Genomic DNA, 16989 nt, shown 5'->3' with positions numbered 1-16989 from the left:
CCGGCTTCCTGCTCACGCAGCACCGCGATGATCTGCTCTTCCGTGAACCTCGACTTGCGCATCATCCGCCTCCTCTGGAGTAGCGGACTCTACCCAAAGCTGGAGGAGATCGCGGGTCTCAGGTCACGGCGTGTAGTTAGACCAGTCGATCTGGCCGGTAAGAATCGGAACGACTCCGACGATCAGCATCGGAATGATCACGGCAAGACCAATGAACTTCTGGACACTCGCCGTTCCGCTGATGCCTCTGTGCTGGATCGCGAAAACGACCAGCATCAGCGCCGCGCCGATCCAGAACGCGGAGTTGAACGAGAAGCCGACAGGACCCAAGATGCCTGCAGCCAGCGTCCAGTTGCGAATTGCAGGTGTGAGAGCTGACACGCCATCCGCGCTCATGAGCGCCGCAATCGCATCCTGCGCGGTCTTGCCAGCGTTTGCCGCCAGCCACTCTGCGACGCGCGGGCTATCCGCGGCAATTGACCCGGCATGGGCTTTGACCCAGGCCAGCACTTCCGGAGCGTCTGCGGGTGGAATTGGCGCGACCGCATTCAAGATGTACGCGGCCGCGATTGAACATCCGAGAGAAAGCACCGGAGTCCACGCAACCCAGTTGCACCAGACGGACATTGGGGCGATCCACTTACCATAGCGGACCCATGCGGCGGCCCCATAAACGGATGCGCCGCCGGATTTGTTGGGAAACAATCCGGCAATCTCGGCGTATGTGAACGACTGAATGAAGCCCATGATCATGGAGACGATCCAGACCAGGAAGGCCACTTTGCCTACCGTGCCTGCAATGCCGCCGATGGAGAAGAGAACGAGTGCCGGAACACCGCTCGCAACCCAAAATGCGCCCCGCCAATCGATCCCTCGAATCAGCTTGTCGTTAGCAGAGGCTGTCAACCTCTGCGTTTCTGTTGCTATCGTCATTTAACAGCTCTCCCATGTTTCTCTCCCCAATCTCCCTGATCACCGTTTTTGGCGTTTCTATCGTTGTCTCTTACGGGAATTTCTTACGTTCCCTGATACTACTCTTGATCGCTAATTGAACTGCGCCTCCAACTCTTTTGTAAGTTCGAACAAGTCCATGCAAGCCCCGTACGTGGCGACGTTGAAAATCGGCGCCTCTGGATCACTATTCACAGCGATAATGGTATCGACGTGCTTCATGCCGAATAGGTGCTGGACCGCACCCGAAATGCCGATAGCGATATAGAGTTTGCAGGAGCTGGCCACTCTTCCGGATTGTCCAACCTGATGGGGTTTTGGTAGCCACCCTGCATCGACGATCGGACGCGAGCACCCGAACGTGAATCCCATTCTTTCGGCAAGTTGCTCAAAACGCGGCAGGTTGTTCTTTTCCTGGATGCCACGTCCGACAGAAAGGATGTATTCCGCCTTGGCGATGTCGATGTTCGAAGGCGGCGCCTCGACATAGCCCTTATGCTGCATATTTGCAGTAACGGCGGAGAAATCGACGTCGACACCGGTGATCTGAGCATTGCCGACTGCGGTGGGGACCGGAAATGTCGCGCCTCGTAGTGCGAGCACGACGATATCGCGACCAGTGAAGGAAACCTCGAGATTGACCTTGTTTCCGTAAGCTCCGCGAGTGGCGACAAGCTCACCGTTCTCGACGTCGAGGCCAAGTACGTCGCTTGCGAAGCCGGCGCCCAGACGCGCGGCCACTGCGGCGGCGCAGCCCATGCCGTTCACGGTGTGGCCACACAAGATGACTTTCGGCTGGAAGCGCTCGCCGAGCTTGAGTGCAGCTTCCTCGTAGACGTGCGGATCGAAGTGATCGCCGGCCGTCTTGACGGTGACAATTTGATCAACGCCCTGCAGGTTCACCGCACCCGTTAGCGCTCCCGGGTTTTCCGACATCAATGCAACGATCATGGGCCCGCCGAGGCGGTCCTTGATCGATAGCGCAGCGCCGATCATTTCCTTCGTGATGTCGCGAACGGAGCCATTTAGGTGGTCCCCAATGATCAGTGTGCCCGGCATGTTCATCCCCCCTTCTTCTGGTGCATGAGATCGGCGATGATCTTCGCGACCTCCTGCGGTGCGCCTTTTTCCGCTTTTGTCTGCCTGGGAATGTCCGTTCGGCGCACCAAACAGCCGCCACTCCCGCCGACCGCTCCCGCCCCTTCAACCAACACAAGTGGCTTTTGCTTGGCCTGTCCGACCGTTCTCATGATCGCAAAGCGGGGCGTCTCGAGGCCCGTCCGTATTGCAACGACCGCGGCGATTTCAGCTCGTGACTGTGCCGGAGGCCGCCCCCCAGACCCACCACGCCAGGTGCGGCCTGGCTCATTCATTGGAACCATAACACGTACCGGAGAGTGCGCCAACTACTGCGTGCGGTACCTAATTGGTATACTTCTGGACGGTCGCCTCCCAATCGCGGCCTTCCACCAACCGCTCCGCGCCTGAGGGGACCGCGAGTTCTCATCAGTTTCGGCAAGGCGGCTGCTGCCGGCTGGACCCCTTTGGTCGCCATCTCGCCGCCGGCATCGTCAATCTGACCGTCGCGGAGCTCAACCGCAGCGGCGCAATACCCGGCCCTCCTGATGGTGGCAGGAGGCACGAGCGGCCCATTTTGGTGCTCTCCAATGATCAGCGTCCCCGGCATGCCTATGCTCCCTTCTTCTGGCGCACGAGATCGGCGATGAATTTTGCGACCTCCTGCGGGGCGCCCTTAAGCATTTCCGCCTTCGTCTGCTTGGGAATGTACATTCGGCGCACCAGGTAGCCGCCGCTCCCATCGACAACGCCGGCACCGTCTACAACGACCAGCGGTTTTTGCTTGGCCTGCTTGATCATCTTCATTGTCGCAAAGCGCGGCGTATTGATACCTGTCTGAATTGCGACGACAGCAGGAGCCTTGAGCTCGAAATTGTGACGTAGTCCGCCTTCCAATTCTCGTGCGAGCGTCAGCTTCGAGCTGCCATCCCACTCGACTCCGACCACGACGGCTGCGTGGGGCAATCCGAGTATGCGTGCGAGCGCTGTGCCCGTCGCACCGTGCGCGTGGTCGCCAGATTGGACACCGCAGAAGATGAGGTCGGCGGATTCAAGTCGTGCTATGCCCGCCAACGCTCGGGCCGTCGTGATCGGATCGGCGTTCGCCAACGCGGGATCCCAGATCCTAACGGCGCGATGCGCCCCCTTCGCCAATGCTTTGAGCAGTGAGGCATCGGCATCCGCATCCCCTACCGTGATTGCGACAACCTCGCCTCTTCCGAGTTTTTCGACACGCTGCAGCGCTTCCTCAAGAGCGGCGTCGTCCCATTCGTTCAAGGAGAATTCCATGAACTCTTTGCGGACATCGCGGCCATCCGGCGTGAACTCGTACTCATCACCCAATTTCGCCACGTGCTTCACGGTGACAAGAATGCGAGGCCCCTCCTTTGGAGGCGCGGTGTAGTTTGCGAAGACGGCGGGTTGAACCGGCTTGAGATCGCCCCATTTAGCTGGCGTGAGTGCGGTCGACTGAGGCGGCGGCGCAGCTCTGACGGCATCCGCAACTGCAGGAGGCGCAACCGCTGGCGCCTCGGCGTTCGCATCGCTGCGCTCGGCTGACGCGGGCGGCGCAGACATGGGTGGAGGCAACGCGGGGGTAGAACCAGTGGGCGCGGACGGGGACGCACCGGCAAGACGCCCCGTGATGACGGCATCGAGTCGCGCGGCAACGGCATCGGAGATCTGGTTGGCAACCGCCTTGACAATGCGATCTGCGAGCGTCGGCAAGTCTTGAAGCTTGAGCGATTTGAGCTCAATTGCCTCGGCGACCAACTCGGCGAGGTCCTGGACCACGAAATCCTTCTCGTGACCGCCGGTCTTTCGCGCATCCTCAAACATTACGAGATCCTTTGGACAGCAAGTGACAAACACGTCGAGCGATCCAAGTCGCGCGGCCTCATGCACGCGGTTTTCGGAAGGCTTCTCGGTACCAGGTGTATCGGGAATCCAGATGCGTCCGCCGCCGGCGCCACAACAGAAAGAGTTGTCCCGATTGCGCGGCATCTCGATGAGCTCACAGCCGATTAGCTGCAGCACTTCGCGCGGTGCCTCGTAGCCGCCATTCAGGCGCCCGAGGTGGCAGGGATCATGGAACGTCACCCGCTTCTTCAGCGGATTCTTCACTTCAAGGCGCCCATTCCTGAGCAACTCCGCCAGGACGGTGCTGTAGTGCGTGATTGGCGCCACATCCCCAAGGGTTGGGTATTCATTCTTGATGGTGTTGTAACTATGCGGATCGGTCGTGATGATGCGTTTGAATGACTTGGCGCTCTTCATCTGCCCGATGTTGTGGAGGGCTAGTTCCTCGAATAGGCCTTCTTCGCCGACGCGACGCACGTCGTTACCGGCTGTCTTCTCTCCCTCGTGCAGAAGCGCAAAGTCCTCACCTGCCGCCTTCAACAAGCGCGCAACCGTCTGGCTGACTTTCTGGTTACGGGGATCGAATGAGGCGTAGTCACCAACGAACCAAAGCGTTTCGGCCGCTTCCTCGCGAATATCCTTCACACGGAATTCGAGGCTCTTCGTCCATTGCGCGCGCTTGCGCGTATTCTCGCCGAAACTATTTCCGGTGTCGCCGATTGTCGTGATCGTGTTTCGCAGCAGCGGATCCATCACCCCCGTCTCTACGAGGTGCCGGCGCATACGCACGATCAGCGACGGATGCTCAATTCCCACGGGGCAGATTTCTTGGCATGCGCCGCATGACCGGCACGCCCAAAGCGTCTCGGCGGAAATAACCCCCCCGATCAGACTGGGTGGAGCGGGGAGCGCACATCCCTGCGCCGCATCGTTGTAGACGCGCAGATCGAGAATGAAGTCTCTGGGGCTAAGCGGATACCCCGCCGTGCGAGCGGGACAAGCCTCGTGGCAACGCCCGCACTTCGTGCACGCGTCGAGATGCAGCATGTCCTTCCAGGTAAAGTCATCAATAGAGGCTATCCCAGCCCTAGCGGCATTCTTCGGCTCGGCCGGGAGTCGGGCCAGCGGCCGTCGGTCCCTCATGAACAGCGACCCAACGGCAGCGATGATGTGTTTGGCTTTGTACCAGGGGATGGCCGCTGTAAACGCCAGCGCAAGAACACCGTGCATCCACCAATTTGCGCCGCGGATGGAAGCGGCTGTCTCCAGCGACATTCCGCTCGCGGTGAAAGCCTTTGTTACGGTGAACCCGACAGGCGACCACGCCGCCCACGCGGGTTTATCGATCATCAGGCCAACCGCTTCCTGTACAAAGCCTGTCAACTCGATGACCAACAAAACCGATACAAACGCCCAGTCTTCAATGCGCCACTCCTTGGCGACGCGGCGCAGTTGCGTCTCATGCTCGTAAGAGCGGATGTAGTTCAACTTCGGGAGGTGGAAAAACCCCCGTCGGATCATCAGATAGATAAGCCCGCAGATCAGGGCCAAATGGCCCAAATCCAAAAGAAGGCTCATAATTAGGTACATATTGCCCTTGACGAAGGTTATCCCCGTCAGCGGCCTCACAATGTCGATCTCGATGAAGTAAAGCGCCGTTGCGATGAACCCGAAAAAGTACCCGTAGAAGATTCCGGCGTGCGCTAGCCCTGCCAAACGATCGCTTCGCGCCACTGTGCGTTGGGAGAAAACGTCCAGCACCATGCGTAGAAACCGTCGCGGCAAGTCCAGCGGCGCGCCAAGCGAGCGGCCACGCGCGTACTTCGCCACGTGGTAGTAAAACCCATAAGCAAACATCGCCATCGAAGCGATGCCGATCACGTAAAACATGATCAGCTGCTGTGTGCCGAGACCCCAAAGAACTTCGCGCGCTTCCACAACCGGAATCCTAGTCCGCCAATTACCTTCGACTGCCGCTTTGATTTCGAATGAGATGGCGGCAGCACAAAAGCTTGCTCGGAGACCCGGCGAAACCTTGGATCAGCCTGAGCCGATCCTCGGTTTGCCGGAGCCCGGAGGAACCTCGTTAGCCGACCACCTGGCGATCGGAGATTTTTGGATACGTTTCGTGTCCCCAAACCTGGCGTTCGCGTATCCAAGGCTGCGGACGCTGCGGATTTGAGGATTCGAACTCCCGCGCGATGCGATGCCCTTCGAAGACGGCTTGGGCGATCAGTCCGGGAGCATAGCAATCGCCCGCCTGATAGATTGCCTGGACATCATGCTTTGCCCACTCGGCGCGGCGTGCCGCCAGCTCACGCCACAGTGAGTCGTTTGGCACGCGACCGGTTGCGGCGATGATCGTGTCAAACTCGACCTCGACCACCTCGGTGCCAGGGCGGCGGGGTAGTTCGCCTGTCGTCGGGCCGGGCGCCCGCTTATAGCCGTCGCGGAAGATGTTGTAGGCAGTTGCTCTGCCAGGTTGCACTTTAAGCAACCAATGACTGGTCAGCTCGTGAATGTGCTTCTCGTGCATCATGCGATGCAGATTGGGTGCCTCAAGCGTAAAGTGCGTGTATGGAGCTACACCCTTCAGTGGGGTGAGGATCTTCACCTTCTTGCCGCGGTCCGCGAGGAACTCGGCAATGGAGACGCCAGTGAAGTAGCCATCGCAGTCAACCACCAGTACTCGGTCGCCGACCGGCTTGTTCTGCATCAGAACTTGTTCGGGCGTACAAATATACGGAAGCGATGCGTCCAGTCCCTCTACGGGTGAGTGGGTGACGAAATTGGTTCCGTCGTTGGCCCAATATGAGCCAGTCGCAATAACCACTCTATCGGCGCCATAACTCAGAACTTGGTCGGCAGTCATCTTGCCAACGCCGGTGTGGACCTCGACGCTTTTCAGTTTCTGCAACTGGATTTGCCGGTAGGTGATGACACGCGCCCATTCCGAAAGCCCGGGATACTTTACAACCTTGCGCACGCGGCCGCCGAGTTCGGTATCCGCTTCTCTGAGATGCACGTCGTACCCACGCTCGCCCAAGACACGAGCGCATTCCATGCCTGCCGGTCCCGCGCCTACGACAAGTACAGAGCACGAAGAACTCGTTTTCGCGAATTTCTCCGGATGCCAGCCACGGCGATATTCTTCATTGGCCGTCGCGTTTTGCGTGCAGATCATCGGCGGGCCGCCAATCTCCCACCGCGAAATGCATACGTTGCACCCGATACATTCGCGGATATCCTCGTAGCGCCCTTCCTGAATCTTCAGCGGAATGAACGGGTCCGCGATGGAAGGCCGCGCAAAGCCAAGAATATCGAGGCGACCATCTAGAATTCGAGCCGCCATGTCGTCCGGGCTCGTCTCGCGGCTCACGCCGAGAACAGGGACCTTGGCGACTCTTTTGGCGCCGTCAGTCCAATTGCGCTGATGCCCGGCTTGGTAGAAGCGCGAGGGGCCAGCGTCCTCGCCCCATTCGGCAATGTCGCCGATGTTTAGGTCCCATAGGTCCACTACACCTTCACGGTCGACGAGTTCGACGAACTTCAGGCCGTCATCGAGCGCTTGCACGCCATCGGCTCCATAGAGCGTATCGACCGCGAAGCGCGTCGCAATGGCCGCCTCGTGACCGACCGCTGCCTTCACGGCCGCAAGCGTCTCAATCCAAAACCGTGCCCTGTTCTCGAACGATCCACCATATCGGTCAGTCCGGCGATTGTAATAGTGTGACAAGAACTGCAACGGCAGATAGCTGTGCGCACCGTAAACATAGATGATATCAAACCCAGCCTGGACCGCGCGCTTTGCAGCCGCGACGTAAAGGCCCTGCAGATACTTGATGTCGTCGTCATCGGCTTCGTGGCAGTAGGTCAGATACTCGAACTCTGATGCCTGGGCCGTCGGGCCATAGGGAATGGCCCGCGATTCCATGCAAGGCGCGTGCGCGCCTCCATACCAAAGCTCGATACCTCCGAGAGCACCATGCTTGTGCAGACTGTCGGTCAGATGGCGAAGATTGATGACATCGCCCTCATCCCAGATCCGTGCAGATACTCGATGGCAATCATCCGACTCCGGGGAGATAGAACAATACTCGGTGCAGCACGCACCCCAACCACCCTCAGCTTTCATGCCGCGATTAGCGGCCTGTGTTCCCGGCTTCTCCGATCCGGCGCCAATACAGTGCGGCACTTGATAAAATCTGTTTTTCAGAATCTTTGGGCCGATTTTAATGGGTTGAAACAGGATGTCGTGTTTTGGATTTCGAGCCATTAGCTTCCTCCCCAGGCGCTCTATTGGACCATATCCAACCATTTGGCACCATTTAGGTCCATCAACTACAGTATCGGACATAACGGGACCGTGGGCAACAGCAAAAAGGGGGTTAGTCGGGGCGGCATGGAAGCTTATCGCGCTCTACAATCAACATATTGGCCATATTTCAGAATCTTGGTCCCCGATGATTTTTGGTTGTGCTTGGTTGTCTTTTGTTGCCGATCTTGCTACAAGTATGTGTGGTCATGCCGACCGTCTCAGCGTCCCTTGCTGGGCCAGGCGTGCGATTGGGCGGGGCGTGGATGTCTAGAGGCAACAACACGCGCAGCACATCGCTTAGCAGGGGCAACGCTGGGGGCGCCTATGTCGAGCAGATGTAGCCCAAGGCCGAAATTGTCGAACCAAGTGCAGCAACGCGCATTTGAGAATAGAAGCTCAACAAAGGTTCCAAGCAGCAATGTCGGACACGGTCAGCATTCCCCAACCACCATGGGAAGGCGACGCTCTAAACCAACCGTTCGTAAAGGAGAAGGTGAAGGCGACGGCGGCCAAGCTCTTTGCGAAGATCGCTAGTGAGTACTCCTACGGCACACGCATCGAAGCGGAGCGGGAGCTCGCCGGCGAGTTGAATGTAACACGCACGACGATCCGCCAAGCACTCGAGTTCTTGGAGTCCTATGGCATCGTTGCCCGGCGCCCAAATAGCGGAACCTTCGTCACCTTCCGCAGAACGGCGGCCGCGCAAGACGCAAGGAGCGCCGTTACGCACCTACTGGATGTCAGCACGATAGCAGAAACAGCCTCGCCCTTCGAAATGAGCGTGATCTGCTCAATCTTGGAACCTGAAATGGTGCGACTCGCGACATTGAATTTGTCCGCACGGGAGCTCGCCGTCTTGCGCAAGCTGCTCGAGGAAATTGAGGGGATCGTTGCAGACGCCGAAAGGTTCGCGCATCTCGAGAAGCAGTTCTTGATGACGATTGCCGAAGGAACTCACATCCCTTTGTTTGTCACCATGTATGGCATCGTGAACGAGGTTCGCCGACAGCCTCACTGGTGTGCAACGCGTATACAGACTCTTTCGCCAGAGCGTATCCTCGAGGGCCAGAAGAAGCTGCGGTCGTTGTACAAGGCACTCGCCAGCCGCGACATCGAAGGCGCTGTCGAATTTATGAAGCTCCTCATCGCGTCGACGCAGGAGGACATGATCTACTCGCCGTAGCAACCGGCCTCCTTCACCGCCCGTTAGCCAGAAGCTCCTCGCGCTGGTCCCACATGAGGTGAAGTTCCCGCATGTGCTTAATCAAAAGCGCGCTATGAGCAGACCACCACTTTGTGATGGATCCAAACTCGACAATTCTCGCCCGTCCGTCCTGTATTGTGACGACCGGCCAATCTCCGACGAGTGCGTTGTCGATGCCAAATAGCTCGCGTCCCCACCAAATCGCATCGCCGAATGCATGTTTTCCTTCCCCGCCGAGCTTCATCATCGCAAGCACTGTGAGCGGTTCGAACGTGCAAGCACGCTCCACCGCCGACTTCCAGAGTTCGAGTGATGAGGCGTACTCCCACGAGACGGCGCTCCACGTGCCGGGAAAGCGCGAACAAAATTCGTTATAAAACGAGTTCGGCTCAACGAAATTGACCCTCGGGTCGTTGAGCTTCGGGTCATCAAAGTCGGGAAACTGAAATACAAACCTCCCCATAAACTCCATGCTCGTCTTGGTCACCAACTCCCGATAGTCATCGCACGTGCACGAGAGAAGCCAACCTTTGAAACCTCGTTTGAAAGCTTCCTCCGTTAGAGCATGGACAAATGGCTCGTAGGCTGTATCCCAGCACAGTAGATCCGGGCTCTGCTCCATGAGCTTTTCAACGATGTGCGAAAAATCGGATGTCTCCGCCGCAAACAAATGCTCGGCAACAAGCTCTATACCGGCAGCCTCGAATGCAGCCCGGTACGTGGCGATGGAAGGCAGTCCAAGGGCATCATCCTGGGCACACATCGCGACCGTCTTTATTTGTGGCTGATGACGTTTCAACCAATCAACGCCTGTAACGTTGTAGATCGGGTGCACTTCGCTCGGCGCGATAAGCGTTGGCGCATCCGGGGAAAGATCACTTGGGAGGAGGGTAGTTACAAGCATCCTCTGCTGATTTACGAAGTCCCGCACTGGCCTAGTGAAGTCATTTCCACCCAGCATTGTCAGGAGCCTGACTCCATCCTCGAGAACGAGCTTCCGGGCACCCTTAAGCGCGATTTCCGGCTTGAATTCTGTGTCGAAGGCGACGATGTCAACGAGATATCGCCAGTTGCCGACGCGCACGCCGCCGTTGGCATTCACTCGATCCTTCCAGATGACGCAACCATGGTATCCGGGTTCCGCCCAGGCTTTCAATTTCCCAGATAGCGGAGCAAGAAACCCAATCTTCAGCTCCTTCTTCGTGTCAATGGTCAATCGCGGCATCGCCAATGAAAGAGCCGACGACACGGGACTCCTTGTTTTAAGAGCCATTTATTCGCGCCAGATGCCTTTCTTGCATTCGATTGAGAACGCAACAGAGTGCGGCCTCTTTCGCGGATCAAACCACTCCATGGTCGGTTCTCTTGGGCTGAGGTCCCGTCGCATGTCAGCTGCACCCAGTACCTGCGAGCGATGCTACTCTGGCCGCGGCAGAGACGCCAAGCCCTTCTCAAACTCCGAACCTGGGCACCAGGCTCACATCGCGGCTAGGTCCGCGCCGGGATCACCTTGAACGCGATCGCTTCTTGGCGATGCGACGCGCCCGGCTTCCGACGCCGCTGTGCCCACCCATCGACCAACCGGGCGTCACGCAACCCGGCCATCGACGCGACCGCATACCCAGATATGCCGGCGGCCGCAAGAGCATCGGAGATCGGTGATCGATCCAATCGGCAAAGCTGTGGAAGATAGCGCAGCTCCTAAGTTGGGCGCTCTCAAGTTGCCAAGGAGTGACCTGATATGATTGGCACCGGTTATCGCCACCTGGGGCGTGAGATCGCTCGGAAGCAGCGTCGAAACCAGCATTCCCTCCTTGGCCGCGATCTGCTGCACGCCTGGCCACGGGTCGCGCCAAGCATCATAATGAACCTGACGCCGTCTTCTTTGATCAGCTTGGTCGCGCCGGTACGCGCCTTGCCGGCGTCACGCTCCTCGTCGTACGCGACGAACTCAACTCTATACTTATCCTCTCCAACCTTGATGCCCCTGCCGCATTGGTCCAGTCAGCCCAGATCTTGCAGCCATCAAGTCCAGGCTTGCCCCAAGCGGCGACTGCACCGGTCAATGGGGCCAGGAACCCGATTCTCACAACCTTCTCGGCAGCGTGGGCCGCGCCGGATATTCCCCCGAACTCAGCGAGAGCGCCGCGTCGCAGTTGTCTGCAGAAAGCGGCGGCGACTGATCTTATGTGACAGCAAGTTGTTCGACACTGGTTCCTCCCTTGTGTGCATGATCCCCTGTCTCGCGGCTACATTGCGCCCGGCCAGCCCGCGATCGATCCACCTCATATAGACTACTTGCGCGCCACAGCAGGCCACTCGGGCACAAATCTAAAACTTCTCGTCTAAATCTGATCGTTGAAAATATGGCTGTACGGCAGCGTCGCGCACTGGACCGATGGTATATTGTGGTTCAGAGGTGCATGCGAATAAGGCGAGGCACGATGGTCACGTCCGAATGGAAGTGGGAGGCTTTGAGCGCCGCTGCGTGTGAAGCCTACGAAACCGTGCGGTGGCGTGAGGCCTGCCATCTCTGGGATCGCGCTCGCGAGCTTGCCGCAGACCTCCCGGCCGGTGACCCGCGTCGCGCAGCAAGCGCGAGCAATTTCGGAATCACGTTGTTCACAGCCGGACAAATGCCGGATGCGCGCGCGGCATTCGAGGATGCGGTCGCGCTTTGGGCAAGTGGGCTTGCCTGGATTGACACCATGGAAATGTCAGTCGCGGCTCGCAGCTCGGTCTTTCATCTGCGCATGGAGCAACGCCACATGGCAAGCTATCAGGCATTCAGGAGGTCCCGCAACAAGGACCTCCTGAGGGGCTCGATTGCGCTAACAAAATTCAATCTGGCACTCGTCAAATACCATCTCAACTTGGACCGTGAAGCTGATGAGCTCATTGAGGAGAGTATCCGATTGCGGCGCACCTCTTGCGGCGCGACCGATCCGCAATTTGCCACGATGCTTCAGGTCTTCTCGGCGCGATTGGAATCACTTGGTCGTCGTTGCGATGCCGATGGGCATGACGCTGAGGCGCCGCGATGTCTCTGCGAGACCGCGAAGACGAGGCTCGCGGTTTGGACCAGCGAGCGGCCGTCTGAGTTGTGTGACCAGCGGCGGCTGCTTGCAGCAGCATATCTGACAGCGCTGGTCCACGGGCGTGACTTTATGTGACCGCCCAGGCCCGACGCTGTGCCCGCTGGTTGGTCGCGCTCTCTCCGCGCAGCTTTCCACCCGTGCGCTTTGGCGACTGGCCTTGCCGTCCAGCGACTTTGGGTTCTGCCGCGAAGTGTGCTCGCGTGCAACTAGGCCGCCCACTGAGCATTGAACTCGATGAGAAAAAAGAGCCCGTACCTCTAAGGCACGGGCTCTAGTTGCGCTGCCTTGCCGGGAGCGCGGGCAGCGGAGGAAACGTCAAGCGCCAGCAATCATGTACCAATATAATACCATATCGAACCACATGTAGGCCAGCAATACCTCGCCGACCATCACAAGGCGCTGCCGAGACCGGCATGAGCGTCAGGTTGTCCAATGCTGGGCCGCGGACCACGATCAAGGATGACGCATTTCACCACAGCGTGCAGGAAGTCGGCGGCTGTTGCGTCGCCTAGGGCGCGCGACTGCCGGTACCAAGGGCCATGATCGCTTCTCGCGCCAACAGGCAGCCTCGGCGCGCTTCGCTATTCGGAACCGGCGGCAACCCCGTCTCGTCGCGTCAGGAACTATGCGCGCCGATCAGGTCGTTGCGAGCCTTCTCTATGTGTTGCGTCATAGTCTCGGCAGCTAGCGCAGCATCGCGCGCTTGGATCGCCCGCAGTATGGCCGCGTGCTGCTGATTGTAGGCGCGCATATTTTCCGCATTGACGATCTTATTACGCATATGGGCCCAGAGCGCGTGTACCCTGATGGCGTTGATCTCCTGGTAGAGCCGGACGAGAAGGGGATTAGCGGTGGATGATGCCGAGGGCCAGGTGAAACTGCTCGTCCGCTTGCGAATAGCGCACAGAATCGCGATCACGCTCGGCTTCAAGGAGTCCGTTAAGTAGCACCCGCAATCTCTCAAGTTCGCGCTTACTGGCGTGTAAGACCGCCATCCGAACGACTTGCGGCTCGATCGCGGCGCGGACTTCGATTAGCTCAAGTGGGCTAGTTTGTTCGGCGATATCCTGGCCAATTTTCGTTGCTTCAAAGCTAGCGTACGTGCCGCTACCTGGTCGGCGCTCTATGAGTTCTTCCTCTTCGAGAAGCAGCAGTGCCTTTCGGATAGTCGTCCGCGAAGTCCGATAAGCGACGGCGAGTTGCCGTTCTGTCGGAAGTCGCTCTCGATGCGCGAAAATGCCGCCCTTTATGGCCGCCTGTAGCTCGCGAGCGATAGATCGCCCGCCTCGCGCCAGAGACGCATGCTGGGGCTTCAAGCGTGAAGTTTTGCTGCTCATAGCGCCCATAATAGCGTGCTTACTGGCGCCAGTCCTATGAGCGTTAGCCAACGGATGCATACCACTCGTATACCAATTTATTAATTTGGCACATTATTGGAGGCGTGCTAGGAAGGACTCGGTACGGGGTTACTTGGTTATCTGGTCTCTTGTGGCTCAGTGGGGATGGCAATGCCGTTGCCGGATGGAGTGACATTCGTGGTTATTGGTGGCGGGGTTCACGGCCTCAGCACCGCCTATCACTTGGCGAAGCGGTTGCGCGAGCAGAGTCGGGGGTCAGGGGCGGACGTCCTGGTACTCGACAAAGGGCACATCGGCTCTGGAGCATCTGGTATCGCCTGCGGCGTGGTGCGCAACAATTACTACCAGCCGGCCATGCGTGAACTGATGGCGCACAGCGTTTCCGTCTGGGAACGTCATACGGCGGTGCTCAGCTACCACTCTGTCGGCTACATGCAGATCAGCCCAGAATGCATGCATGAGCAGGTTGGTACGATTTACGAGCAGGAGAAGGCAATTGCCTATCCGTCCGTATTTGTTGAGGGCGCGAAGGATTGCGACGCCTACATGAAGGGCCTGTTCGGCGATTGGCAGGCCCAAAACATCACCTCTGTTCTGCATGAAAAGAAGGGCGGCTATGCCAACAACATGCGAAGCGTGGAGGGCCTCGCTAGGCTGGCCCGATCGGAAGGCGTGCGCATTGAAACGGGGGTAAAGGTTACTGGCTTCGAGCGCAGCAACGGCTCCTCAAGCGCAGTGCGCACCGTCGTGACGGACAAAGGCAAGGTGCGTTGCGAGCAGGTCGTTGTCGGCGCCGGTCCATGGATCAAGCAGATCTGGGACATGCTGTACTTGCCGAATTCCATATCGATTAAGGGTCGCGACGGAAAGCTGCACGACGATGTGCAGATGTGGACGTTCTGGTCCCTGCAGGAGGGTACGCTTGGCGTCGACCCGAGGCGCCAGAAGACCAATGACGGCAACATGCCACCCGTTATCCACGTCGATACAGATGCGCCCCTCTATTCAGATATCGATGGCTCGCTGATCACCGACAAATTGTGGGGCATCTACTACAAGCCCGACTTCTATTTTGGCGGCGTGCAGGGCGGGGCTATGCCGCTCAAGATCAATACAGACCCAGACAAAGTTGCCGTCGATCCCTATGGTCCCGCGAGTCCGGACTTCATAGTCGGCGAGGATTTTCGGCGCATGTGGTGTTCGGCGCTCGCACATTGTCAGGCCCGCTTTGTTGGTCAAAGCGGTAAGTATCGCGACGAGCCCTCTGGTGGCATCGGCTGCTTCACGCCAGACAACTTCCCGATCTTCGATCGGTTTTGTGAGAATGTCTACGTAATCGCCGACAGCAATCATGGTTACAAAATGATCGGCGTCGGAGAGTTGGTAGCCACTGAATTGACCGGCACCACCAATCGACTCCTGGAGCCGTTCCGATTTGATCGATACGTAAGAGGGGAACTGCACCCGGTATCCAACAGTCCTTATCCGTGGAGCTGAAGTTCGACTCCGCTTAGAAAGAGTAGAGACACGACAACAAAAAACACGAGGAAACGTCAAGTTGGAGAGGATTTTATGTTCAGGACCACCGAAGTCGAAAAGCCAGTGAGTTCCTTCGTTGCGAGCGAACTGGACCGACACGTAAACGCACCCGGCCGCAGCGATCTTGTCCGACAAGTGCGAGAGAAGATCGACAAGCTCGGCATTAAATATATCTACTATCAGTTCATTTCCGTGACCGGCAGGATCGTCGGCAAGGGCATCCCCGCCAGTCATTGGGAACGCGCGGCCGAAAAGGGCTTTCAGCTCGTTTACGGCGCGACAGCGAATCTCTTCATTGACCGCCATGGTCAGTACATCGGGTACGGCCCGGAAGCCTCCGAGTTGATCGGGATCCCCGACCCGGAGACGTTCCTGCAGCTTCCCTGGGACAAGCGAGTAGCGCGTGTCTTCTGCACCTGTTTCCGCAATCGCGAAGAGGACGCCAATGGCGGCGGGCACCTTTCATCCGACTGCCGGGGTAACTTGCGCATTCATCATGGAGAATTCCAGAAGAAGCATAAGATGCATCTGCGCATGGGTTGCGAACCCGAAATGATGTGGTTGAAGAAGGATGAGCTTGGAAAGCCAGACGGTGGATTCTCCAAGCCCTACTGTTACCATATCGACCAGTTCGAAAGTCTGCGTCCCGTATCGATGCGGGTGATCGAATACGCTGGTCAAATGGGTCTCGACATGATCCAGGGGGATCATGAGGACGCGCCCGGACAGCTCGAGTTGAACTTCGCCTTTGACGATGCTTTGCGCACCGCTGATCGGTTGGCAACTTATCGCCAAATATGCGCCCAGGTGGCGCGTGAGTTCAATCTCATCGCCTGCTTCATGACGAAACCCTTCATGGGAGTTGCCGCCAACGGTTGCCACACTAATGTTTCTTTGTGGAGCGCCGGTGACGACGAAGTCAATCCGCTGGGCAATGAACAGCTACCCGGCATGCCCGAGGTGTTTACATATAGAAGTGGTGGCACGAACCACTTCATGCCGGATTCTCGCGCTCATCCCAAAAAGCCGGGTCCCATTGGCCTTCATTGCATCGGCGGGGTGATTGATCACTTACCTGCGCTCACGGCGATCGGTTGCTCGACGGTGAACTCTTACCGCCGGCTCTGGGATCAAGGCTTTTGGGCGCCCGTCTATGCTGACTGGGGCTACCAGAACCGCACCTGCGGCCTGCGTGTATCGGCGCCGGGACGCTTCGAGTACCGGGCCGTCGACAGCATGGTCAATCCCTACCTTCTCGCCTCTGCGCTGCTGATGGCCTTCGATGATGGCCTAAGCCGCAAGCTGGATCCGGGGGAGCCGGAGAGTCGCAACATCTACGAGGCGATGAAGGAGGGCAAAGCCGTGAAGAAATTGCCGCTGACGCTGGGTCAGGCGCTCGAGCGGCTCGATGAGGACGAGGTCATCAAGAAGGCCTTGCCCGACGAGATGTACAAGGTCTTCACCCACTACAAAGGCGACGAATGGGCCCGCTTCAACGCCACCGTCACCGAGTGGGATGTGGAACGGTACCTCGACTGTCTGCCGTGATGTCTAAGGTGCCGCCAATCCCTTCGGACCGTACGT

The 16989-nt window shown here is 58.2% G+C and carries 10 protein-coding genes and 1 pseudogene; 4 read left to right on the top strand and 7 right to left on the bottom strand.

The window, feature by feature from the left end:
• Nucleotides 1-126: 126 nt before the first annotated feature.
• The 4 genes and pseudogenes from F9K20_RS14570 to F9K20_RS14555 form a co-directional block, all read right to left on the bottom strand.
• Nucleotides 127-933: pseudogene (locus tag F9K20_RS14570) on the bottom strand (amino acid permease); the annotation flags it as partial.
• A 111-nt stretch (nucleotides 934-1044) separates the two neighbouring features.
• Nucleotides 1045-2010 (bottom strand): electron transfer flavoprotein subunit alpha/FixB family protein, encoded by a 966-nt coding sequence (locus F9K20_RS14565; RefSeq protein ID WP_291003189.1) that lies wholly within the window; start codon nucleotides 2008-2010, stop codon nucleotides 1045-1047.
• Between the two features lie 630 nt (nucleotides 2011-2640).
• Nucleotides 2641-5826, bottom strand: a complete 3186-nt coding sequence (locus F9K20_RS14560) for a heterodisulfide reductase-related iron-sulfur binding cluster (RefSeq protein WP_291003187.1) — start codon at nucleotides 5824-5826, stop codon at nucleotides 2641-2643.
• A gap of 148 nt (nucleotides 5827-5974) precedes the next feature.
• Entirely contained in the window at nucleotides 5975-8164 is a 2190-nt protein-coding gene (locus tag F9K20_RS14555; protein WP_291003184.1) for an FAD-dependent oxidoreductase, read from the bottom strand.
• 460 nt (nucleotides 8165-8624) lie between these two features.
• On the opposite strand from F9K20_RS14555, the gene F9K20_RS14550 reads away from it, so the two are divergent.
• Nucleotides 8625-9389, top strand: coding sequence for a FadR/GntR family transcriptional regulator (locus F9K20_RS14550; RefSeq protein WP_291003181.1), 765 nt, complete (start codon nucleotides 8625-8627; stop codon nucleotides 9387-9389).
• 13 nt (nucleotides 9390-9402) lie between these two features.
• Here the strand turns inward: F9K20_RS14550 and F9K20_RS14545 are convergent, their stop codons facing one another.
• Complete coding sequence (locus F9K20_RS14545) at nucleotides 9403-10635, bottom strand: ABC transporter substrate-binding protein (protein WP_291003195.1); 1233 nt, start codon at nucleotides 10633-10635, stop codon at nucleotides 9403-9405.
• 1219 nt (nucleotides 10636-11854) lie between these two features.
• Between F9K20_RS14545 and F9K20_RS14540 the strand changes: the two genes are divergently transcribed.
• Nucleotides 11855-12583, top strand: a complete 729-nt coding sequence (locus tag F9K20_RS14540) for a tetratricopeptide repeat protein (RefSeq protein ID WP_291003178.1) — start codon at nucleotides 11855-11857, stop codon at nucleotides 12581-12583.
• A gap of 541 nt (nucleotides 12584-13124) precedes the next feature.
• On the opposite strand, the gene F9K20_RS14535 is transcribed toward F9K20_RS14540, so the two are convergent.
• Together F9K20_RS14535 and F9K20_RS21345 are read right to left on the bottom strand one after the other, a co-directional pair.
• Entirely contained in the window at nucleotides 13125-13427 is a 303-nt protein-coding gene (locus F9K20_RS14535; RefSeq protein ID WP_291003175.1) for an FCD domain-containing protein, read from the bottom strand.
• Nucleotides 13354-13845 (bottom strand): FadR/GntR family transcriptional regulator, encoded by a 492-nt coding sequence (locus F9K20_RS21345; protein ID WP_367238335.1) that lies wholly within the window; start codon nucleotides 13843-13845, stop codon nucleotides 13354-13356. The genes F9K20_RS14535 and F9K20_RS21345 overlap by 74 nt, the downstream gene beginning before the upstream one ends.
• Before the next feature lie 171 nt (nucleotides 13846-14016).
• On the opposite strand from F9K20_RS21345, the gene F9K20_RS14530 reads away from it, so the two are divergent.
• Both F9K20_RS14530 and F9K20_RS14525 read left to right on the top strand, forming a co-directional pair.
• Nucleotides 14017-15363, top strand: coding sequence for an FAD-binding oxidoreductase (locus F9K20_RS14530; protein ID WP_291003172.1), 1347 nt, complete (start codon nucleotides 14017-14019; stop codon nucleotides 15361-15363).
• Between the two features lie 75 nt (nucleotides 15364-15438).
• Entirely contained in the window at nucleotides 15439-16953 is a 1515-nt protein-coding gene (locus F9K20_RS14525) for a glutamine synthetase family protein (protein ID WP_291003169.1), read from the top strand.
• The last annotated feature ends 36 nt before the right edge of the window (nucleotides 16954-16989 follow it).

The organism is Hyphomicrobium sp. (assembly GCF_009026145.1).
In the GTDB taxonomy this organism is placed as follows: domain Bacteria; phylum Pseudomonadota; class Alphaproteobacteria; order Rhizobiales; family Hyphomicrobiaceae; genus Hyphomicrobium_A.
Note: the sequence above shows the minus strand (reverse complement) of the source record. Positions and strands in the feature narration are given on the sequence as shown.

Excerpts from the sequence above, each read along its gene's own strand:
- F9K20_RS14555 (WP_291003184.1), bottom strand. The coding sequence starts at position 8,164 with ATGGCTCGAAATCCAAAACACGACATCCTGTTTCAACCCATTAAAATC.
- F9K20_RS14565 (WP_291003189.1), bottom strand. The coding sequence starts at position 2,010 with ATGCCGGGCACACTGATCATTGGGGACCACCTAAATGGCTCCGTTCGC.
- F9K20_RS14530 (WP_291003172.1), top strand. The coding sequence starts at position 14,017 with ATGCCGTTGCCGGATGGAGTGACATTCGTGGTTATTGGTGGCGGGGTT.
- F9K20_RS14550 (WP_291003181.1), top strand. The coding sequence starts at position 8,625 with ATGTCGGACACGGTCAGCATTCCCCAACCACCATGGGAAGGCGACGCT.
- F9K20_RS14525 (WP_291003169.1), top strand. The coding sequence starts at position 15,439 with ATGTTCAGGACCACCGAAGTCGAAAAGCCAGTGAGTTCCTTCGTTGCG.
- F9K20_RS14545 (WP_291003195.1), bottom strand. The coding sequence starts at position 10,635 with ATGCCGCGATTGACCATTGACACGAAGAAGGAGCTGAAGATTGGGTTT.
- F9K20_RS21345 (WP_367238335.1), bottom strand. The coding sequence starts at position 13,845 with ATGAGCAGCAAAACTTCACGCTTGAAGCCCCAGCATGCGTCTCTGGCG.
- F9K20_RS14540 (WP_291003178.1), top strand. The coding sequence starts at position 11,855 with ATGGTCACGTCCGAATGGAAGTGGGAGGCTTTGAGCGCCGCTGCGTGT.